The organism is Rhizobium sp. WYCCWR 11128 (genome assembly GCF_013416305.1).
Lineage (GTDB): Bacteria > Pseudomonadota > Alphaproteobacteria > Rhizobiales > Rhizobiaceae > Rhizobium > Rhizobium indicum.
This window is the reverse complement of sequence record NZ_JACCEZ010000007.1, coordinates 243,973-264,322: the sequence shown is the minus strand read 5'-3', so window position 1 is coordinate 264,322 and position 20,350 is coordinate 243,973. Positions and strand designations below refer to the sequence as shown.

The following is a 20,350-nucleotide window of genomic DNA, read 5'->3' as shown; positions in this document are numbered from 1 at the left end:
CCCCATGACGCTTACATGACGCTTTCAGGCCGCCTTTCGCGAAGCAGCCTTCCATTTTCTTACACAGCTCAGACTACAATAAAAAGATGGCGCGCGCCGTTCACAATGGATTGCGGTCCGGCTTTTCCTGGAAGGCGGTATCTACCTTGCCGGGCAGGCGGATAGTCCGCCTTGCCGGGCACGTGGATCAATCCGCCTTGCCTGGCAGGCGAAGCTCCATGCAGGTGAGGTCCAGCCAGCGGCCAAACTTGGTGCCGACTTCGGAAAATCTGCCGGCGATGCGGAAGCCGAGCTTTTCGTGCAGCCTGATCGAGGCGGTGTTCTCCGCCTCGATGCCAGCAATCATCACATGGATATTGCCGGCCGCAGCACGCGCGATCAGTTCCCGCATCAGCCGCTCGCCGATGCCGCCACCGCGGCAATCCTTGTCGACATAGACGGAATGCTCGACCGTGTGGCGGTAGCCGTCGAAAGGCCGCCAGTCGCCATAGGAGGCGTAGCCTGCGACCTTGCCCGACATTTCGGCGACGATGACGGGAAAGCCCCGCGCCCTGCGCGCCCTGAACCATTCCAGCCGGTTTTCGAGATCGACCAGCGTGTCGTTCCAGATCGCCGTCGTATGCTCGACAGCGTGATTGTAGATATCGCGAATGGCGGAAAGATCGGCTTCGGTGGCGTCGCGGAGGAGGACAGTGTCTGTCATGGTGCTCGGGTTCATATTGTTTGCGAAGGCGGGCATACGCCCCGCCTGCAAAGATGTAAACGGCGGATGCGCACTAGGAACGGCTTCGGGCACATCAGTCGTTCAGAGGCCCGGCGCCGACAGGCTGAAACAGGTGAAGACGGCCGAATAATGCACCGCCGCGGCGGTGACGACGAAGCCGTGCCAGATGGCGTTCTGGAAGCGCAGCTTCTCCCAGACATGGAAGATGACGCCGAGCGAATAGATGACACCGCCGATGACGATCAGCAGCATCGAGGCGGCGGGAATGCGCGAGGCGACGGGCTCGGCCACGAGCACGCCGCTCCAGCCCATGGCGAGATAAAGCAGGATGGCAAGACGGTCGAAACGCCCGGGAAAGGCGCATTTCAGGACAATGCCGACGGCGGCAAACAGCCAGATCGCGACCAGCATGAACAAGAGCAGCGGATCGTCGGCGCCACGTTCGAGGAAGGGCGTATAAGTGGCGGCGATCAAGAGGAAGATCGCCGAATGATCGAAGCGGCGCAGATACCACTTCGTGCGCGAGACCGGCCAGGCGTTGTAGGAAAAGGAAATGGCAAGCGTCAGCACCAGCCCGACGCCATAGATCCAGGCGGCGGCGAGCGCGCCATAGGAACTCCAGACCGTGGCGTAGAAGATCAGCACGGTGGCCCCGATCAGCGCCAGCACGAGACCGACGCCATGGACGATACCGTCGGCGATCAATTCGTATCTATCATAAGCCCAGCGAATGCCGTTGAACTCGCCCATGCACGCCAATCCGTTTCATACCCGATTGCAATCGTCGCATCGAACGGACGGGCGCGCAACTGCGGCAAAGCGCACGGGCGGTAAATCTTCGTGACAGGCAGCAGGGTGAAAAGTCAAACCTTCTGACGGTCAACCAGCACCGAGCATTTGGCATGGCGCACGACCCGATCGGCGGTGGCGCCGATGAAGTAGTTGGAAAAGTCGGGAACGTGCGAGGCGACGATAATCAGGTCGGCGCCGTGGCTTTCGGCGGCCGAGATGATCGCTTTGGCAGGCGGGCCGTTGCCGATCTCGACAGTTGCCGCAACACCGGCTGCGGCAAGCAGTGCTTGCAGCTGCTCGCGGCTGTCCTTCATGACGTCCTCGACCATATTGGCCGGCAACTCGATCGCGACATAACTCGGCACATCTTCGATGACGTTGAGCGCGATGATCTCACCGCCGTCATCGAGCAAGGACGCGGCCTTGCGGAGGATCTTTTCTCCCTTTTCGATGCCGCCGAGCGCGATCGCTACGATGATCTTTCTGTACATGGCTTCCCTCCATGACTGCGATGCATAAGCTTCCTCTAAAGAAGATATGAACGCATTGATCGCAATCAAGTGGGCGCAAGTCATCGTCAACATCTGCTCAACGCTTCATCCTCAAAAACGGGTCTTCTGTGAACAATCGGAATGCGCCATATAGGGATCAAGTACGGCAACCGAGGGGAGATCAGAGGCTAATGAACCGGCGAAACTTCCTCGGGCTTGCCACGGGCGGCATGTTTGCCGCCACCGCCGGTACGCCTTCTATCCTACGGGCCAATTCAGAGGCAGGAGAACAAGCCATGACGACCGAAACTTCCTATGCGCTGACGCGGCCCGCCTATATCGACCAATCGCACCTGGTCGTGACCGACCTCGGTCTGGTTTCCGGCTTCTACCAATCGATGCTCGGCCTGAAGGTGATCGAGAAAACGGCGAGCGGCGAAGTGCTGGGTGTCGGCGACCTGCCTTTGCTGACGCTGACCACCGCAAAGAATGCGACCATCGCGCCGCGCAATGCCGCCGGCCTTTTCCACACCGCCTTCCTGATGCCGGACCGGACGGAGCTCGCGCGCTGGCTGCGCCATGCGGCACAGAATAACGTCGCGCTCGACGGCGCCTCGGACCATCTCGTCAGCGAGGCGATCTATCTTTCCGACCCCGAAGGCAACGGCATCGAGATCTATGCCGACCGGCCGCACGAACAATGGAAATTCCATGAGGACGGCATGGTGGAGATGGCGACGCTGCGCCTCGACCTGCAGGCGCTTTACAACAGCGCGCCTGATGAGCGCTGGGACGGCATGGCTGCGGGGACGGCGATCGGCCACCTGCATCTGCAGGTCGGCGACATCCCGCAGGCAGACGCCTTTTACCGCGACGTCCTCGGCCTCAAGCTGATGGCGCGTTATCCGGGCGCGAGCTTCTTTGCGAGCGGCGGCTACCACCACCATCTCGGCGCCAATATCTGGAACAGCCGTGGCGCCATGGCACGCGCCGGCAATATGACCGGGCTTTCGGACTACAAGGTCCGTTTCAATGACAAGGCGACGCTGGATGCGGCGGTCGCCAAGCTCGACGCGCTGGAGATCAACAGCGAGAAGCGCGACGGCGGCGTGTTCCTGAAAGATCCCTGGGGTATCGGCCTGACGCTTTCGGCGTAACTCCTGCAACAACGGATCAGCCCTATCGGTTGAAGGAATAAGGGCGGAAGTCGGCCTGCTTCGGTTGCACGCCAGACGGCAACGGGCGCCAATGCCGTCCGCCTTCACATGCACCGCGCCACATTGTCACACCCTTGAGGAACCGGAACCGCATCGGCGCGTTTCCGTGAGGAAGCAATGGGGCTTCGGGGACCTCACCGCATGGGCATCGCCAATGGCATCCGCAAACAAGCAAAGAAGATCGCGATCGGCGAACGTCACACCAGCGCCTGGGCACAGTCGCTGAAGGAGGCGGCCGAAGAGTTGCCGCCGCCACCGCTGCACCGGCTGGAAAAGGACGGGCTCGATGTCACCATGGCCTGGGCGATCATCGGCATCTTCGGCATTCTCTTCCTTGCCGCCGTCTATTTCATGTCGCTCATCCTCATCCCGATCACGCTGGCCGTCGTCGTCGGCATGATCCTCGGCATGGCGGCAGAAAAGCTCAGCAAGATGGGCGTGCCGCGGCTTGCCAACGCCTTCATCCTGTCGAGCAGCGTGGCGCTGGTGATCTTCCTGGTGATCAACTCGCTCGCCGACCCGCTAATGACGCTTGCCAATGAGGGCCCGGCCTTCGCCGAGCGAACCATAGACCGCGTCATGCCTTATCTGGAGCGCATCAGATGGCTGCATATCACGCCGGCGACATTCGAAAGCGGGTCGATGTCGATTGGTGCGCTGCTCGAAAACACCGGCAACGTGCTGCACGTGGTGACGACTAGCCTGACACCGGCGCTGGTGCAGGGGATGATCTTCTTCGCGGCGCTGCTGTTCTTCCTCGCTGGTCGGGTCAACCTGCGCAAGACGATCATCATGACCTTCCGCACGCGCACGCAGCGCCTGGCGGCAATCCGTGTCATCAATGCCGTCGAGCAGGTGCTCGGCTTCTATTTCGCCACGGCATCGCTGATCTATGTCGGGCTCGGCGTGGTCATGACTGTCATCGCCTATGCCGGCGGGCTGTCGGCCCCGGTGCTCTGGGGCTTTTTCGCCTTCCTGTCGAGCTTCATCCCCTATCTCGGCATCACGCTGATGACGCTTGCCGTCGCGATTGCCGGCATCCTGACCCATGATGGTCTTCTTATCGGCCTGATGCCGGCCGCAGCCTTCTTCACAGTGCATCTCCTCATGGAGAACCTGATCTTCCCGGCGGTGATGGGACGGCGGCTTGAGATCAATCCCTTCGTCGTCTTCCTCGCCATCCTGTTCTGGACATGGATGTGGGGCGCCGTCGGCGCCATGCTGGCGCTGCCGCTTTCGCTGATCGTCATGACTATTATCGACGAACTGCTGATCGAGGAAAAGCAGCAGCCGCAGTTGCCGAAATGATCAACCGGGGAGACGTCAGTGGCATCTGATCTCGATCTTGCCGAATCCGATCACGACCAGATGGTCAGCGGCCGTTCTCTCTGGGGGAAGAGCGGCATACGGCCGGAATGGCGGCCGACCGAGCAGAGCTTTTCCACCGACGTCGCCGTGATCGGCGGCGGCATCACCGGCGCCTTGGTTGCCGAACATCTGACGGCGCGCGGTTTTTCCGTGGCGCTCATCGACCGGGAGGAGCCCGGTTTCGGCAGTACCGCGGCGAGCACGGCGATGCTGCAATGGGAAATCGACAGCACGCTCACCGAACTCGAGGACTATTACGGCTTCGAGCGCGCGGCCGGCATCTACCGCCGCAGCGGTGCCGCGGTCGCCGGCCTTTCCAAGCTGATCGCCGCCAACGGCATCGCCTGCAGCTTCCGGCCGCGCAACACGCTCTATCTGGCCGACGGCCGCGAAGGCGCGCGCGACCTCTTGGAGGAGCGCCAGCTTCGCCGCCGGGCCGGCCTGCCCGGCGTCTATCTCGAACATCCCGATCTCTTCACACAATTCGAGCTCGACCGGGATGGCGCGATCTATTCGCCGGGTTCGGCGGAGTGCGATCCGCTACTTCTGACCTGGGCCCTGATCGAGATGGCAGTGCGGCGCGGCGCACGGCTGGTCGACGCTTCCGTGACCGCGCTTCACAGCGAAGGCGATCATGTCACGGCAGAGACCGATGGAGGCCACGTCATCGAGGCGCGGCGTGTCGTGCTGGCGACCGGCTATTCGATGCCGGGTCTCGACATGCCGACGCTGCACCGCTCGAGTTCAAGCTGGGCGCTCGCCACCGTGCCGCAGGACCCGGCAAATTTCTGGCGCGACAGGGCGCTGATCTGGGAAGACAGCCACCCCTATCTCTACATGCGCACGACGGCGGACAATCGCATCGTCGCCGGCGGCGAGGATGACGAGACGATCGATGCGGAGGCGCGCGACCGCAAGCTGCCGGCAAAGATCATAGCGATCCAGGAGAAGATGAAGCGGCTGTGGCCAAAAGCCGATACGCGGGTGGAACACACCTGGTGCGGCACTTTCGGCGAGACGGTCGACGGTCTGCCGCTGATCGGCCCGGTGCCGGAGATACCGCACGTGTTCGCTGCCTATGGCTACGGCGGCAACGGCATTACCTTTTCCTACCTCGCCGCGCAGATGATCGGCGCCATGCTCGCCGGCATGCAACGGGACTGGTTCGAGGATTTCGCGCTCGACCGCGACGGGCCGGGTTTGCGCCGTTTTGGAGACGATGTGGGGCAGGCCCGGAAGGAGCTGAGGTAAACCTTAGATTGACTGTCGTGGCGTGCCCCTCACGGCACGCCTTCAATCACTCGGTCGTCTTGTCGTCGCCGGTGTCCTCGACATCCTGGAGGCGGACGAATTGCGTGCCCTTGGCCTTGAGATCGACCAGTGCCTTGGCCACCCCCTCGCCGGCCGCATGGGTCGGCTGGTTGATGTGGGAGATGACGACATCGCCGTCCTTGGCCGAGGCGATGCGCTTTTCGGTGATGACGGCCCCGAGCAGCGAGCCGCCGTCGCCGTTCACCGAATAACCGGCGATGCGATAGCCCATGGCGCGAATTTCACCGATGGCGGAAAGGTCATATTTGGCGGTCGAGCCGCGGAACCAGCGTGGCGCCGCGATGCCGGCCGCGACCATGGCGGCAGCGCCGCCTTCGACTTCCTGCCGCACCGCCTGCGGCGAGCCGGCAGACGCGATGCCATAGATCAGCGTCGGCGTGTCGACGGCCGGAATATGGTTCTGGCCATGATTTTCGAGTTCGAAGAGATCGGGATTCTGCAGGAACACGGCGACCGCAGCGGGATTGCGCTTCAGCCAGCGGGCGGTGACGAAGATCGTTGCCGGGATACGTTCCCGCACCAAGGTCGAAAGGATCCGCTCGTCCGCCTGGCCCATGCAGGCATCGAAGGTCAGCGCAATGCGGGCATGGCCGACGACATTGGAACGGGCGATATGCAGATGCGGCTCGACGAGTTTTGGCGCCGGCGCCTTCGGGGCCAGACTGACTGCCGGAGCGGGCAGCGCTGACGGAATTCCGTTCGCGAATGCAGCGGAGATGCTGACCAGAAGAAACGCCGAAGCGAGCAGGATGCGGTTCATACGATGGATTTCTATGATTCGAGCTGCCGATTTTAGCGGCGGCTCTCACCCGGCGCCATGCGGCCGGATGTCACCGCAGCCTCTTGGACGGACGCGGCAGCATCAATCATAGAGATAATACTTGTCCCACTTCTCGCGCGGCACCTTCTCGCCGATCTCGTAGTTGAGCTCGCGCACGTTGATATGCTGCGGACCGGTGATGCAATTGTAGGAAAGATGGTACCAGTCGCCCTTGCTGCGGAAGACAGCACCAGGCGCGTCCAGCGAATTGTCGCCGGGGATCGGGTCCTTGAAGGTGTAAGCGATCACCTTGTCGGGCTTGAAGCCGGTGCTGTCCTTGTTGATGCGGCTCATCGCCTCGGTGTCGCAACTCTGTTCCAGGCGGGTCGAGGGGTCGAGTTTTTCCAGCTGCTTCTTGATGGCGGGATCGACGGCAAAGGCGGGGGCAGCAAGGCTTGCGAGGGATACAAACAGGAGCAGACGTTTCGGCATCGTGGAGAAAATCCCTTACTGTTGTCCATTCTTCACCCTGCCCACAGGCGGCTTGCCGGAGGCTTGGCGCGTGCAAATTTCGCGCGACGAGAGCGGACTTTCTTAAATATTGTGGTGACATCAAGGCAGCGCCTGGAAAGCGTCCTCCTTGTCTGTGGAAGGGCACCTCTACCCTTGGCGCAGCCTTGCCGCTTGATCCGGGACCAGTGCGCCTCTATCTCTTGCCAACCCGACATTCCCACCGGAGCCATTCCTTGTCCGTTTTCAAAAGCCTGCCGACACCGCCTGCCGCACCGAAGAAGCCGATCTCCGATACGCGCCACGGCATCACCCGCACGGACGACTATGCCTGGCTGCGCGCCGACAACTGGCAGGCGATGTTCAAGGATCCGTCGATCCTCGATCCTGAGATCCGCCACCATCTCGAAGCCGAAAACGCCTATATGAACGCGGCGATGGAAGACACCAAGCCGCTGCAGAAGGCGCTGTTTGCCGAAATGCGCGGCCGCATCAAGGAAGACGACAGCTCGGTGCCGATGAAGGATGGCGCCTATGCCTACGGCACATTCTATGTCACAGGCGGCGAACAGCCGCGTTATTTCCGCATCGCCCGCGATGGCAATGTCGCTGATGAGGCGATCCGCACGGTGCTGCTCGACGGCGACAAGGAGGCCGCCGGCAAGGCTTATTTCCGCCTCGCCGGCCTCGACCATACCAGCGACCACAGCCGCGGCATCTGGGGCTATGACGACAAGGGCTCGGAGTTCTTCACGCTGCAGGTGCGCGACCTCCAGACCGGGCAAGACCTTGCCGACCGGATCGAAAATACCGGCGGCGGCGGCGTCTGGGCGCCTGATGGCAAGAGCTTCTTCTATTCGGCGCTCGACGAAAACCACCGGCCGTCGAAGGTGTTCCACCATATTCTCGGCCAGCCGCAGTCGGAAGACCGGCTGGTCTATGAGGAGCCGGATGCCGGCTTCTTCATGGGCGTCGGCGGCTCGCTGCTCGACGACTTCATCTATATCGACATTCACGACCACGAGACCAGCGAATACCGGCTGCTGTCGACCAAGGACCTCACAGCCGAGCCGAAGCTGGTGGCGGCGCGCGAGGAAGGCATCGAATATTCGCTGACCGAGGGCGGCGACGTCTTCTACATTCTCACCAATGACGGCGACGCCAAGGATTTCAAGATCATGGAAGCGCCGGTCGATAATCCGGTGAAGGAAAACTGGCGCGAAGTGGTCGCCCACAAGCCCGGCACGCTTGTTATCAGCCACATGGCCTATGCCCGCCACCTTCTGTGGCTGGAGCGCAAGGACGGGCTGCCGCAGATCATGATCCGCGATCGGGCGACCGGCGAGGAACATGCGATCGCCTTTGCCGAGGAAGCCTATTCGCTGGGACTACAGGGTGCGGCGGAATACGACACGGATATCATCCGCTTCTCCTATTCCTCGATGACGACGCCGTCGCAGCTCTACGATTACAACATGGTGACGCGCGAGCGCACGCTGTTGAAGACGCAGGAAGTGCCGTCCGGCCACAATCCCGACGACTACGTCACGCGCCGCGTCTTTGCCCCGGCATGGGATGGCGAGAAGGTGCCGGTTACCCTGCTCTATCGCAAGGATACCCCGCTCGACGGCAGCGCGCCCTGCCTGCTCTACGGCTATGGCGCTTACGGCATCACCATTCCGGCCGGCTTCAACACCAACTGCCTGTCGCTCGCCGATCGCGGCTTCGTCTATGCGATTGCCCATATCCGCGGCGGCAAGGACAAGGGATTTTCCTGGTACGAAGACGGCAAGATGGACAAGAAGACCAACACTTTCAAGGACTTCGTCGCAGCCGCCGACTATCTGAATCAACAGAAGTTCACGTCTTACGCGAAGATCATCGCCGAGGGCGGATCGGCCGGCGGCATGCTGATGGGTGCAGTTGCCAACATGGCGCCGGAGAAGTTCGCCGGCCTTATCGCCGCCGTTCCCTTCGTCGACGTGCTCAACACAATGCTCGACGACACTTTGCCGCTCACCCCGCCGGAATGGCCGGAATGGGGCAACCCGATCGACAGCAAGGAAGAATACGAGCAGATCGCATCCTACTCGCCCTACGACAATGTCGACGCAAAAGCCTACCCGCCGATCCTGGCGCTCGGCGGCCTGACGGACCCACGCGTCACCTATTGGGAGCCGGCCAAGTGGGTGGCGAAGCTGCGCGACAAGACGACGGGGCACGCGCCGATCCTGCTGAAGACGAATATGGATGCCGGCCATGGCGGCGCCTCGGGCCGCTTCCAGCGGCTGGAAGAGATCGCCTTTGAGTATGCGTTTGCGATCAAGGTAGCGGGCAAGATGTGAAGGGTTGGGGGAGTGCCTAGTGGCACCCCCCTCTGCCCTGCCGGGCATCTCCCCACAATGTGGGAGATTGGCTGGGAGCACCGGCTTCCCAAGCGATCAGCGTTGCAGCACGGCGAAACGGTGGATGAGCAGGAAGGCCAACCGACTTGTGATCTCCCCACCTGTGGGGGAGATGCCCGGCAGGGCAGAGGGGGGCTCACACGGCACCAGGAGAGAGAAATGCCCGTCTATATCGCCCTACTCCGCGCGGTGAACGTCGGCGGCACCGGCGCGCTGCCGATGGCCGAGTTGAAGACGATCTGCGAAGGCCTCGGCTTTTCCGACGTCAAGACCTACATCCAGAGCGGCAACGTGCTTTTCCGTTCGGATGAAGCGGAAAAGACGGTGGAGGAGCGGCTCGACGAGGCGCTCGGCAAGAAGATGGGCAAGCGGCCAGGAGTGATGGTGCGCAGCCGCAAGGAACTCGACGGCATCGTCGACGACGCACCCTTTCCCGATGCCAAGCCAAACTTCCTGCTCGTCTATTTCCTGCCTGAAAAGCCGCCTGGCGATGCGCTGGAGACGATGGTGGCGCCCGACGGCGAGGAGGTGAAACTCGCCGGCCGGGAAATCTATGTGCATTATCCCAACGGCTCCGGCCGCTCGAAGCTGAAGCTGCCGGCGCTGAAGCCGGGAACCTCGCGCAATCTCAATACGGTTCGCAAGCTCGCGGAAATGGCCGCAGCGATGGAAGGCAAGGCGTGACGCCCAAAAAGTTAGTGCGGCTCTGCGCCTCCATGAAAGGCGGAACCGCTCGACACCCTTGGCATCTCCGCCACCGGCAGGAAGAGCATCTTCACGAAGGTGCGGAGCATCAGCACCTGTTCGGCCAGCGTGTTCGGCTCCTTCAGCGTCTTAGACAGAACAATGCCGCCTTCCAGGACAGAGGACACCATGTCGGCGAGTTGGTCGACGTCGACGGGTTCGCGCGGCGGATAGACCTCCACGATCTCCCGGAGCATGCGGCCGAAACGCCGCCGCCAGGCAAGCACCGCATTCCGGTTGGTCTCCTGTATCTCCCGGTCGAACAGCCGCTCGTAATAGCAGACCGTCGCCACGAGGCAGCCGGGATGGCCGTTCGGCAGGTCGGAGAGCAGTTCGGACAGCAGCTTCAGGCCGAGCAGGAAGGATTGCAGCGGATCGCCGGTCAGCTCGCGCGCGCGGCTGAAGATCTCATCGTAAATGCGCTCGTCATTTTCGATGTAGCGGTTGAGCAGTGCCTTGGCGAGCTCGTTCTTGTCCCTGAAATGATAGAAGAAGCCGCTCTTGGTGATGCCGGTCTCGGCGATCAGCTCCTCGATGGAGGTGCCGCCGAAACCCTTCTGCAAGACTGCCGCTTCGGCCACATCGAGGATGCGGGTCCGCGTTTCCTCGCCCTTTCGCATGTCCCCTCCTGTACCGGCGGTACAGTTTTCAGTGTTGCACGGTTGGACCCGCCTCCGCCCCGGGCAGGATCGGTTGAAGCAAGCGATTGATATCAATCCGCAAAAACCAAAACCGCCTGGAGTATACCGCAAGTCGCCTAGTTTGGCAGCCGATTAAGCGCCAGAACATCATTCATCGACGACAGCCAATCGGGTGTCGCGAGGGAGAGGCTTCAACAATGGCAAAGTACAGAAGCGGTTTGCCGCAGCTCAAAGGCGGCACCTTCATTACCGATGGCGGCATGGAAACGACGATGATCTTCCAGGAAGGGGTCGAACTTCCGCATTTCGCCGCCTTCATATTGCTGGCTTCCGAAGACGGGCGGCAGCGGATGCGGAATTACTATCGCCGTTATCTCGATGTCGCCCGGCGGCACGGCACGGGCTTCGTGCTCGATACCGCCACATGGCGGGCCAATCCGGACTGGGGGCAGAAGCTCGGCTATACGAGCGAAGCCCTGAAGGCGGTCAACGAGGAGGCCGTCGACCTGCTGGTCGGCTTGCGCAGCGCCTATGAGCGGCCGGAGCAGCCGATCGTGATCAGCGGCGCGATCGGCCCGCGCGGCGACGGCTACAAGGCAGGCTTCATGGATGCGGCCGAAGCGGAAGACTACCACGCCTTTCAGATCGGAGTTTTTGCCGGCACGGAAGCCGACATGGTGAGCGCCTTCACGCTGACCAATATCGACGAGGCGATCGGCGTGGCGCGGGCGGCACAGTCGCTCGGCATGCCCTCGGCCATCTCCTTCACGCTGGAGACGGATGGCCGGTTGGTGACGGGCCGGAGCATTCAGGACGCCATCGAGACGACGGATGCGGCGACCGGCGGAGCGCCGGCCTATTACATGATCAACTGTGCCCATCCGACGCATTTCGAAACAGCACTCGATCCCGGAAGCGCCTGGGTGAAGCGCATTTCCGGCATCCGCGCCAATGCCTCGACCATGAGCCATGAGCAGTTGGACAATAGCGAAACGCTGGATGCGGGCGATCCCGAAGATCTCGGCCGCCGCTACCGCAAGCTCATCGACCGCATGCCTGCGGTGCGTGTGCTTGGCGGCTGCTGCGGCACCGACCACCGCCATGTCGCGGCGATATGCGAGGCATGCCTGCCGCAGGCGGCATGACGACCTCAGAGGGAGGAAAAGACATTGTCGATGATGGGGACGATGATGCGTGAGCACCGCTGGCACGATCTGTGGCTTGTGATCACGGGACGGCAGAGGCGCACTGAGCCTGAGGCGGCCGTGGAGGTGGCGCTGCGGGATAGTGATCTTGCCTTCGGGGGCTTCGACGGCCTGATGACCTACGGACTCGAGGCGGACCGGCGCGAGGGCCGGCCCTTGCGACGCAGGCAGCCGCGGGAGCCGGTCGGCTTCTGACGAAGGGAAAGGCGGCGTCAGCCTTCGGCGGCGGCGCCTTTCACCCCCCTACCCGGGCCGGCTAGGGCGTGCCGTGTGTGCCCCCCTCTGCCCTGCCGGGCATCTCCCCCACAGGTGGGGAGATTGGCTGGGGGCATCGGCTTCCCCAAACAATCGGCGTCCAGCACGGCGAACGGTAGATCGGCGGGACGTTCAGGCCACTTGTGATCTCCCCACCTGTGGGGGAGATGCCCGGCAGGGCAGAGGGGGGCCGGCACGGCACAACAGAAATGGCGACGGCGGTGGACGGGCCGCGGGCAACGTCAGCCTTCGGCGCCCTTCCTCTGTTTGGCCTTGTAGCCGGTGATCTCCTCGCCGGCGGTCGGCGAGAAGCGCAGGTTCCAGAAGGTCGCGGTGATAGAGATGATGGTGACGACGATGAAGGCCGCCGAGAAATCGCCAAGGGCCGGCGTTTCGGCACCGTTGAAAGCCATGGAGCCGTGCAGCGCCAAGGCGCCGATGCAGATGCCGAGCGACAGCATCAGCTGCTGGAAGGTGGTGTAGAAGCTCGTGGCCGAGCTCATCCGCTCCTTGCTGATCTCGTCATAGGCAATGGTGTTATAGGCGGTGAACTGGAACGACAGGAAGAAGGCACTGAGCACCAGGACGACGAAGATCAGCGGCATCGGCCAATCCGGCCGGAAGGCGGCACAGAGGCCATAGCCGATCGTACCGAGGATGCCGTTGAGGATGAGGCTTCGCCGGAAGCCCAGCCGGCGGAAGACAAACTTCGCCATCGGCTTCATGGCGAGAGCGCCAAGCGCGGTCGCGATGATGATCTGACCGGCCGCGGCGGCAGACAGGCCGAAGCCGATCTGGAAGAGCAGCGGCAGCAGGAAGGGCTGCGCCCCTTGCGTGATGCGGGTCAGCGAACCGGCAATGACCGACGTGCCGAAGCTCGGCACCTTCATCAGCGAGAAATCCATGATCGGCGACGGATGCTTGCGGGCATGTCTGAGATAGGCGATGCCGAAGAGCAGGCCGAGTGCGATCAGGAAGATCGAGAAGGCGCCCTCGCCTTCATGGCTCGACATTTCGAAGCCGAAGAGCAGTGAGCCGAGCGAGATGCCCGAGAGGATGAAGCCGATCGTATCGAAGGGACCGCTTGCCTTGCCCTTGACCTCGTCGATGTAGATCGAGACGAAGATCATGCCGATGATGCCGATCGGCACGTTGATATAAAAAATCCAGCGCCAGTCGAGATAGGTGACGATGAAGCCGCCGAGCGGCGGGCCGACGATCGGGCCGATCAGCGCCGGCACGAGCAGCCAGGACATGGCGCTGACCATATCCTTGCGGTCGACGCTGCGCATCAGCACCAAGCGCCCGACCGGCATCATCATCGCGCCGCCGATGCCCTGCAACAGCCGCGCCAGCACCAGGAAGGACAGCGTCGGCGCGAGCGCACAGAGGATGGAGCCGACGACGAAGACGGCGATGGCCGAGCGGAAAACCGTGCGGGAGCCGAAACTGTCGGCCATCCGGCCGCTTGCCGGAATGAAGATCGCAAGGCTCAGGAGATAGGAGGTCAGTGCGATCGACATGGCCGGGGCGCTGACGCCGAAATCGCGCGCCATGGTGGGCAGCGCGGTCGCAAGCACGGTCGCATCGATGTTTTCCATCAGCATCGCACTCGCGACAATCATCGCGATCACCCGGAAATTGGGCGTGGCGCGCCGAACCATCGGCGCCTGGTAAATCTGATCCGACATCGTCCGGGATCACTCGCGGTGGCGCGGCGGAGCACACAAGGCAGCAGGGCCGCGGGGGATGACATGGCGCAAAGCCAAGGGGAGACGATTTGCTATACGCCCGCGATCATGGCGGCGCTATGTCCTTTATGGCAAAGCTGCTTTGACGAGAGGTAAAGGCAGGTCACGATTCCTTGCATCGGCTCGATCTTCGTGAAGGTCCGGCTTGCGCCGCGGGCACCCCGGCCCTACCTATGGACCATGACCTCCGCCCTGCAGAAAAACCGGCCCGGCGCGGCCTTTCCGTTCGACAACAGCTATGTCGGTTTGCCGCCGCACTTCTTTGCGGCGCAAGCGCCGACCGCGGTGGCGGAGCCTTGGCTGATCAAGCTCAACGAGGCGCTCGCCGCCGAGCTCGGGCTCGACGTCGAGGCCTTGCGCCGCGACGGCGCGGCGATCTTTTCCGGCAATCTCGTTCCCGAAGGAGCCGAACCGCTGGCGATGGCCTATGCGGGACATCAGTTCGGCGGCTTCTCGCCGCAGCTCGGCGACGGGCGGGCGATCCTGCTCGGCGAAGTGGTCGACCGCAGCGGCAAGCGCTACGACATCCAGCTGAAGGGCGCCGGACCGACGCCTTTTTCGCGCCGCGGCGATGGGCGGGCGGCAATCGGGCCGGTCTTGCGCGAATATATCATCAGCGAGGCGATGTTTGCGCTCGGCATTCCGGCCACGCGGGCGCTGGCGGCGGTGACGACAGGCGAGCCGGTCTACCGCGAAGAGGTGCTGCCGGGTGCGGTCTTCACCCGCGTCGCGGCCAGCCATATCCGCGTCGGCACCTTCCAGTATTTCGCGGCCAGGGGCGACACCGACGGCGTGCGGGCACTGGCCGATTATGTGATCGACCGGCATTATCCCGCGCTGAAAGAGGCCGAGAACCCGTATCTCGCGCTTTTCGAAGCGGTCTCCGAACGCCAGGCGGCGCTGATTGCCCGCTGGCTGCATGTCGGCTTCATTCATGGCGTGATGAATACGGACAATATGACCGTCTCCGGCGAGACGATCGATTTCGGCCCCTGCGCCTTCATGGATACCTATGATCCGGCGACCGTGTTTTCGTCGATCGACCAGCACGGGCGTTACGCCTATGCCAACCAGCCCGGCATCGGCCAATGGAACCTCGCAAGGCTCGGCGAAACGCTGCTGCCGCTGATCGACGCCGAACCCGACAGCGCGGTCGACGAGGCGAATGCGGTTATAAAGAGTTACGGCGAACGGTTTCAGGCGCATTGGCTGGCCGGCATGCTCGAAAAGATCGGCCTTACCGGCGAAGAGGACGGCGATCTCGACCTGGTGCAGGCGCTGCTGTCGCTGATGCAGGCGCAGGGTGCCGATTTCACCCTCACCTTCCGGCGGCTGTCGGATCTTGCCGGCGATGACACCGCAGAGCATGAATTTGCAGCGAGTTTCCGCGAGCCGGAAGCCTGCGGCGCGTGGCTCACGCGGTGGCGCGAGCGGCTGTCACGCGATGCACAGACGGCCAGTGAGCGCGCCATTGCCATGCGCAGCGTCAATCCGGCCTTCATTCCGCGCAATCACCGCGTCGAACAGGCGATCGAGGCCGCGGTCGAGAATGGCGATTTTTCGCTGTTCGAGGCGCTGCTGAGCGTGCTTTCGAAACCCTATGAGGACCAGCCGGGCTTTGCCGCCTATAGGGAACCGCCGAAGCCCAGCGAACGGGTGCTTGCGACCTTCTGCGGAACGTGACAGGCGCTTTGATCGTTTTCGGTGCGGCAGTTGCGCCACAGCGATCCGCTTCCATCCGCCCTGCGGCGAATAGGGCTGTCCTTGCAGGATCGCCGCCGCTACAGCGTTCTTGACGAGGAGCGGCGCCTCCTTCTGCATTTCCCGTGGGGCCGTCCATGCTGCTCAGATTCTTTCGCTACTACAGTCCCTACAAGCAATTGTTCTTTCTCGATTTCGGCTGCGCGGTCGTTGCCGGGCTGCTCGAACTCGGCTTTCCCATCGCCGTCAAGCTCTTCGTCGACACCCTGCTGCCGCAGAGGGACTGGTGGCTGATTGCGGCAACGGCCGGGCTGCTGCTGGTCATCTACCTGTTCAACACGGCGCTGATGGCGGTGGTCAATTATTGGGGCCATGCGCTCGGAATCGGCATCGAGACCGATATGCGCCGGCAGGCTTTCGACCATATCCAGAAGCTGTCCTTCCGCTATTTTGACAACAACAAGACCGGCCACCTGATCACCCATGTGACCAAGGATCTCGAAGAAGTCGGCGAGGTCGCCCATCACGGTCCCGAAGATCTGTTCATCGCGATCATGACCTTCATCGGCGCCTTCGTCCTGATGTTTACCGTGCACTGGAAGCTGGCGCTGTTGACGACGGCCATCGTGCCGTTCATGACCTGGCTGGTCAGCCGCTACGGCGCCAAGATGACGCTCAATTGGCGAGACCTGTTCCGGCAGGTCGGCGAGTTCAATACACGCGTGCATGAGAGCGTCGGCGGCATCCGCGTCGTCAAGGCTTTCGCCAACGAGGATCACGAACGGGATCTGTTCGCCCGCAATAACGAGGGCTACAGGGCGACCAAACTCAACGCCTATGCCTATATGACCGCCAGCATCACGCTCAGCTATTTCAGCACGCGCTTCGTGCAGCTGGTGGTGATGATATCGGGAACCTGGTTCGTGATATCGGGCGAACTCAGCTATGGCGGCTTCGTCGGCTTCCTGCTGCTCGTCAACGTGTTCTTCCGGCCGATCGACAAGATCACCTCGGTGCTGGAGAGTTATCCGAAGGGCATCGCCGGCTTCAAGCGTTTCACGCAGCTGATCGACACCGCTCCTGATATCGCCGACCGGCCGAATGCGATCAGCGTCGATCACCTTGCCGGCAACATCGTCTACAGGAATGTGAGCTTCGGCTATACCGGCGACGGCAAGGTGCTCGACGGGCTCGATCTTTCGATCGCGGCCGGCGAGACGATCGCCTTCGTCGGCCCGTCCGGCGCCGGCAAGACGACGATCTGCTCGCTGCTGCCGCGCTTTTACGAGGTGGATTCCGGCTCGATCCTGATCGACGGCATCGACATCCGCGACATGACGCAAAAGTCGCTGCGTTCGCAGATCGGCATCGTCGCTCAGGACGTATTCCTGTTCGGCGGCACCATCCGCGACAATATCGCCTATGGCCGGCTCGGCGCCGACGACGAGGCGATTATCGACGCATTGCGGCGCGCCGCCCTCGATGAATACGTGCTGTCCCTGCCGAACGGGCTCGACACCGTCGTCGGCGAACGCGGCGTCAAGCTTTCCGGCGGGCAGAAGCAGCGCCTGGCGATCGCCCGCATCTTCCTGAAAAACCCGCCGATTCTCATCCTCGACGAAGCCACCTCGGCGCTTGATTCGGCGACCGAATATGCCATCCAGCAGTCGCTGTCGGCACTGTCCAAGGGACGCACCACGCTGGTTGTCGCCCATCGCCTCGCCACCATCCGCAATGCCGACCGCATCGTCGTGGTGGGAACGGCAGGCATCGTCGAACAGGGCACGCACAGCCAGCTGCTGGCGCGCGAAGGCGGCTATGCCGGGCTGCATCAAGCCCAGTTCGGTGCATCCTGACCGACTGCATAATTCCTTAAATCGGAACCGATTTAAGGCTAAAATTATGCAGCATTCAAAGTGTTACAGCGTCCTTTGCGCGTCTGAAAAGACGCGCGGCGCTGTAACCCCTGCGGCAATTGTGGCCGTTGAAAGGCATCTCCTTCGCGCTATCTGGCTGATCGGCGGGACTTTTCCGCCGATCCCTCACCCCGGCTAACCTCAGCGGGAGACAGCCTTATGGCGATCATCGTCACCTCCATCTTCTTCATCATCGTCGGGTTCACACTCGGCGGCGGCGGGCTCTGGCTCGTCACGCTCAGCGGCAGCGCCTTCTATCTGTTCGCCGGGCTGATGTTCCTGATTACCGCCGGGCTGCTGCTGATGCGCAAGGCGGTGGCGCTCTGGGTCTATGCGGTGCTCGTCGTCGCAGCACTTGCCTGGGCGATTTGGGAGGTCGGCTTCGACTGGTGGCAGCTCGGCCCGCGCGGCGGCATGATCATCCTGCTCGGGCTCTGGCTGCTGACGCCATGGATCCGCCGGCCGCTCGGCCTGCGCAGCCCGACCGGCATCACCTACGCCGCAAACCCCTGGCCGCTTGCCGTGCCTGTCATTCTCGCCATTCTCGTCGCCCTTTATTCGATGACGACTGACCCGCATGATCTCGCCGGCGAACTGCCCAAGGATACGGTCGCCGCCAATCCCGCCTTCGGCGGCAGCGTGCCGGATGGCGAATGGCATCAATACGGCCGCACGCCCTTCGGTCAGCGCTATTCGCCACTTGACCAGATCACCGCCGAAAACGTCTCCACCCTCAAGGAAGCGTGGCGATACCAGACCGGCGACGTCAAGCGGCCGGACGATGTCGGCGAGACGACCTATCAGGTGACGCCGCTCAAGGTGAAGGACACGCTCTATCTCTGCACGCCGCATAACTGGGCGATCGCGCTCGACGCCAAGACCGGTAAGGAGAAATGGAAGTACGACGCCAACTCCGGCATGAACCCCGACCGGCAGCATCAGACCTGCCGCGGCGTCACCTATTATGCCGATCCTGCCGTTGCCGCCGGCCAGCCCTGCGCCGAGCGCGTCTACCTGCCGACCTCCGACGCCCGGCTGATCGCGCTCGATGCTGCGGACGGCAAGGTCTGCACCAGCTTTGCCGACCAGGGCGTGCTGCATCTCGAAGCCGGCATGCGCTATAATCCGGCCGGCTATTATTATTCCACTTCGCCGCCGGTCGCGGTGGCGGGCAAGATCATCGTCGGCGGGGCGGTGAACGACAATTATTCGACTGAGGAACAATCCGGCGTCATCCGCGCCTTCGACATCAACACCGGCGCCCTGGTCTGGAACTGGGATTCCGGCAATCCCGACGTGACGACGCCGATCTCCGAGGGCCAGACCTATACGACCAACTCGCCGAACAGCTGGTCGGTCTTCAGCGTCGACGAGGCGCTCGGCATGGTCTACATCCCGCTCGGCAATCAGGTGCCCGACCAGCTCGGCATCGGCCGCAGCGACAATGTCGAGAAATTCTCCTCTTCGATCGTCGCGCTCGATATCGCCACCGGCCAGCTGCGCTGGGTGCGCCAGACGGTGCATCACGATCTCTGGGACATGGACGTGCCGGCCCAGCCGGCGCTGATCGACCTGACGAAGCAGGACGGCACCGTGGTTCCGGCCCTGGTCGGCCCGACCAAGCAGGGCGATATCTATGTGCTCGACCGGCGCAGCGGCGAGCCGATCATACCGGTCAAGGAAATCCCGGCGCCAGGCGGCGCGGTCTCGGGCGATCATACCTCGCCGACACAGCCGATCTCGGACCTCACCTTCTCGCCGGAGCCTCTCCAAGAAAAGGACATGTGGGGCGTGTCGCTATTCGATCAGATGGCCTGCCGCATCGACTTCCACCGCTACCACTATGAGGGCCGCTATACGCCGCCTTCGCTTAAAGGCACGATCGTCTATCCCGGCAATTTCGGCACCTTCAACTGGGGCTCGGTGGCGGTCGATCCGGAGCGGCAGATTATGTTCGGCATGCCGACCTATCTCGCCTTCACCTCGCGTCTGGTGCCGTCCGCCGATATTCCGCCGAGAGGCCAGGACGAGAAGGGCAGCGAACAGGGGCTGAACCGCAATGACGGCGCGCCCTACGGCGTCTTCATGGGTCCTTTCCTCGGGCTGCTCAAAATCCCCTGCCAGGCGCCGCCCTGGGGCTATGTCGCCGGCGTCGACCTGCGTACCGGCAAGATCGCCTATATGCACAAGAACGGCACCGTGCGCGACATGACGCCATTGCCCCTGTCCTTCAAGGTGGGCGTACCCGGCATCGGCGGGCCGATGCTGACCAAGGGTGGCGTTGCCTTCCTGGGGGCCGCGGTCGACAACTACCTGCGCGCCTATGACGTGACGAACGGCCGAGAGCTCTGGCAGGCGCGGCTTCCCGCCGGCGGCCAGGCGACGCCGATGACCTATATGGCTGACGACAACAAGCAATATGTCGTCATGGTCGCCGGCGGCCACGGCTCGGTCGGCACCAAGCCCGGTGATTATGTGATCGCCTATACGTTGCCGTGACGCGAAGCTTCCCGCAAGCTCTGCGCAGGTTTATCGCTT

17 protein-coding genes are annotated in these 20,350 nt (G+C 62.7%); 10 read left to right on the top strand and 7 right to left on the bottom strand.

Translation table 11 applies throughout. The features are described from left to right. Positions 1–187: 187 nt before the first annotated feature. The 3 genes from HX898_RS22220 to HX898_RS22210 form a co-directional block, all read right to left on the bottom strand. The gene (locus tag HX898_RS22220) at positions 188–739 is read right to left on the bottom strand and encodes a GNAT family N-acetyltransferase (RefSeq protein WP_138387731.1); all 552 of its coding nucleotides are present in this window, start codon (positions 737–739) and stop codon (positions 188–190) included. A 66-nt stretch (positions 740–805) separates the two neighbouring features. Continuing rightward, positions 806–1,474: a hemolysin III family protein gene (locus HX898_RS22215; RefSeq protein ID WP_029875311.1), complete on the bottom strand. Its 669-nt coding sequence runs from the start codon at positions 1,472–1,474 to the stop codon at positions 806–808. 113 nt (positions 1,475–1,587) lie between these two features. Further along, positions 1,588–2,007: a universal stress protein gene (locus HX898_RS22210; protein ID WP_003546608.1), complete on the bottom strand. Its 420-nt coding sequence runs from the start codon at positions 2,005–2,007 to the stop codon at positions 1,588–1,590. Positions 2,008–2,303: 296 nt separating this feature from the next. On the opposite strand from HX898_RS22210, the gene HX898_RS22205 reads away from it, so the two are divergent. From HX898_RS22205 to HX898_RS22195, 3 genes are all read left to right on the top strand, one after another. Next, positions 2,304–3,164 (top strand): VOC family protein, encoded by an 861-nt coding sequence (locus HX898_RS22205; RefSeq protein WP_138328518.1) that lies wholly within the window; start codon positions 2,304–2,306, stop codon positions 3,162–3,164. A gap of 201 nt (positions 3,165–3,365) precedes the next feature. After that, a complete protein-coding gene (locus HX898_RS22200; protein ID WP_180195760.1) occupies positions 3,366–4,532 on the top strand; it encodes an AI-2E family transporter in 1,167 nt (388 codons plus the stop codon). An 18-nt stretch (positions 4,533–4,550) separates the two neighbouring features. Beyond that, positions 4,551–5,843 carry an FAD-dependent oxidoreductase gene (locus HX898_RS22195; protein WP_180195759.1) on the top strand — a complete coding sequence of 431 codons (1,293 nt, stop codon included), beginning with the start codon at positions 4,551–4,553 and terminating at the stop codon, positions 5,841–5,843. Positions 5,844–5,889: 46 nt separating this feature from the next. Here the strand turns inward: HX898_RS22195 and HX898_RS22190 are convergent, their stop codons facing one another. Further along, a complete protein-coding gene (locus tag HX898_RS22190; RefSeq protein WP_180195758.1) occupies positions 5,890–6,684 on the bottom strand; it encodes a polysaccharide deacetylase family protein in 795 nt (264 codons plus the stop codon). A gap of 102 nt (positions 6,685–6,786) precedes the next feature. Further along, a complete protein-coding gene (locus tag HX898_RS22185) occupies positions 6,787–7,176 on the bottom strand; it encodes a DUF930 domain-containing protein (protein WP_003557772.1) in 390 nt (129 codons plus the stop codon). 254 nt (positions 7,177–7,430) lie between these two features. Here HX898_RS22185 and HX898_RS22180 point away from each other — a divergent pair, with 254 nt between their 5' ends. Together HX898_RS22180 and HX898_RS22175 are read left to right on the top strand one after the other, a co-directional pair. After that, positions 7,431–9,539, top strand: coding sequence for a S9 family peptidase (locus HX898_RS22180; protein ID WP_180195757.1), 2,109 nt, complete (start codon positions 7,431–7,433; stop codon positions 9,537–9,539). Positions 9,540–9,758: 219 nt separating this feature from the next. Then, complete coding sequence (locus HX898_RS22175; RefSeq protein WP_180195756.1) at positions 9,759–10,283, top strand: DUF1697 domain-containing protein; 525 nt, start codon at positions 9,759–9,761, stop codon at positions 10,281–10,283. 11 nt (positions 10,284–10,294) lie between these two features. Here the strand turns inward: HX898_RS22175 and HX898_RS22170 are convergent, their stop codons facing one another. Beyond that, positions 10,295–10,963 (bottom strand): TetR/AcrR family transcriptional regulator, encoded by a 669-nt coding sequence (locus HX898_RS22170; RefSeq protein ID WP_180195755.1) that lies wholly within the window; start codon positions 10,961–10,963, stop codon positions 10,295–10,297. 218 nt (positions 10,964–11,181) lie between these two features. Between HX898_RS22170 and HX898_RS22165 the strand changes: the two genes are divergently transcribed. Next, positions 11,182–12,129 carry a homocysteine S-methyltransferase family protein gene (locus HX898_RS22165; RefSeq protein WP_180195754.1) on the top strand — a complete coding sequence of 316 codons (948 nt, stop codon included), beginning with the start codon at positions 11,182–11,184 and terminating at the stop codon, positions 12,127–12,129. Between the two features lie 30 nt (positions 12,130–12,159). Beyond that, positions 12,160–12,384, top strand: a complete 225-nt coding sequence (locus tag HX898_RS22160; protein WP_246697968.1) for a hypothetical protein — start codon at positions 12,160–12,162, stop codon at positions 12,382–12,384. A gap of 302 nt (positions 12,385–12,686) precedes the next feature. Here HX898_RS22160 and HX898_RS22155 read toward each other — a convergent pair whose 3' ends face one another. Further along, the gene (locus HX898_RS22155; RefSeq protein ID WP_180195752.1) at positions 12,687–14,135 is read right to left on the bottom strand and encodes a DHA2 family efflux MFS transporter permease subunit; all 1,449 of its coding nucleotides are present in this window, start codon (positions 14,133–14,135) and stop codon (positions 12,687–12,689) included. A gap of 240 nt (positions 14,136–14,375) precedes the next feature. Between HX898_RS22155 and HX898_RS22150 the strand changes: the two genes are divergently transcribed. From HX898_RS22150 to HX898_RS22140, 3 genes are all read left to right on the top strand, one after another. Beyond that, complete coding sequence (locus HX898_RS22150; protein ID WP_180195751.1) at positions 14,376–15,878, top strand: protein adenylyltransferase SelO; 1,503 nt, start codon at positions 14,376–14,378, stop codon at positions 15,876–15,878. A gap of 155 nt (positions 15,879–16,033) precedes the next feature. Further along, positions 16,034–17,752 (top strand): ABC transporter ATP-binding protein, encoded by a 1,719-nt coding sequence (locus HX898_RS22145; protein ID WP_180195750.1) that lies wholly within the window; start codon positions 16,034–16,036, stop codon positions 17,750–17,752. A 219-nt stretch (positions 17,753–17,971) separates the two neighbouring features. Beyond that, positions 17,972–20,311 (top strand): glucose/quinate/shikimate family membrane-bound PQQ-dependent dehydrogenase, encoded by a 2,340-nt coding sequence (locus HX898_RS22140; protein ID WP_180195749.1) that lies wholly within the window; start codon positions 17,972–17,974, stop codon positions 20,309–20,311. Positions 20,312–20,350 lie beyond the last annotated feature (39 nt).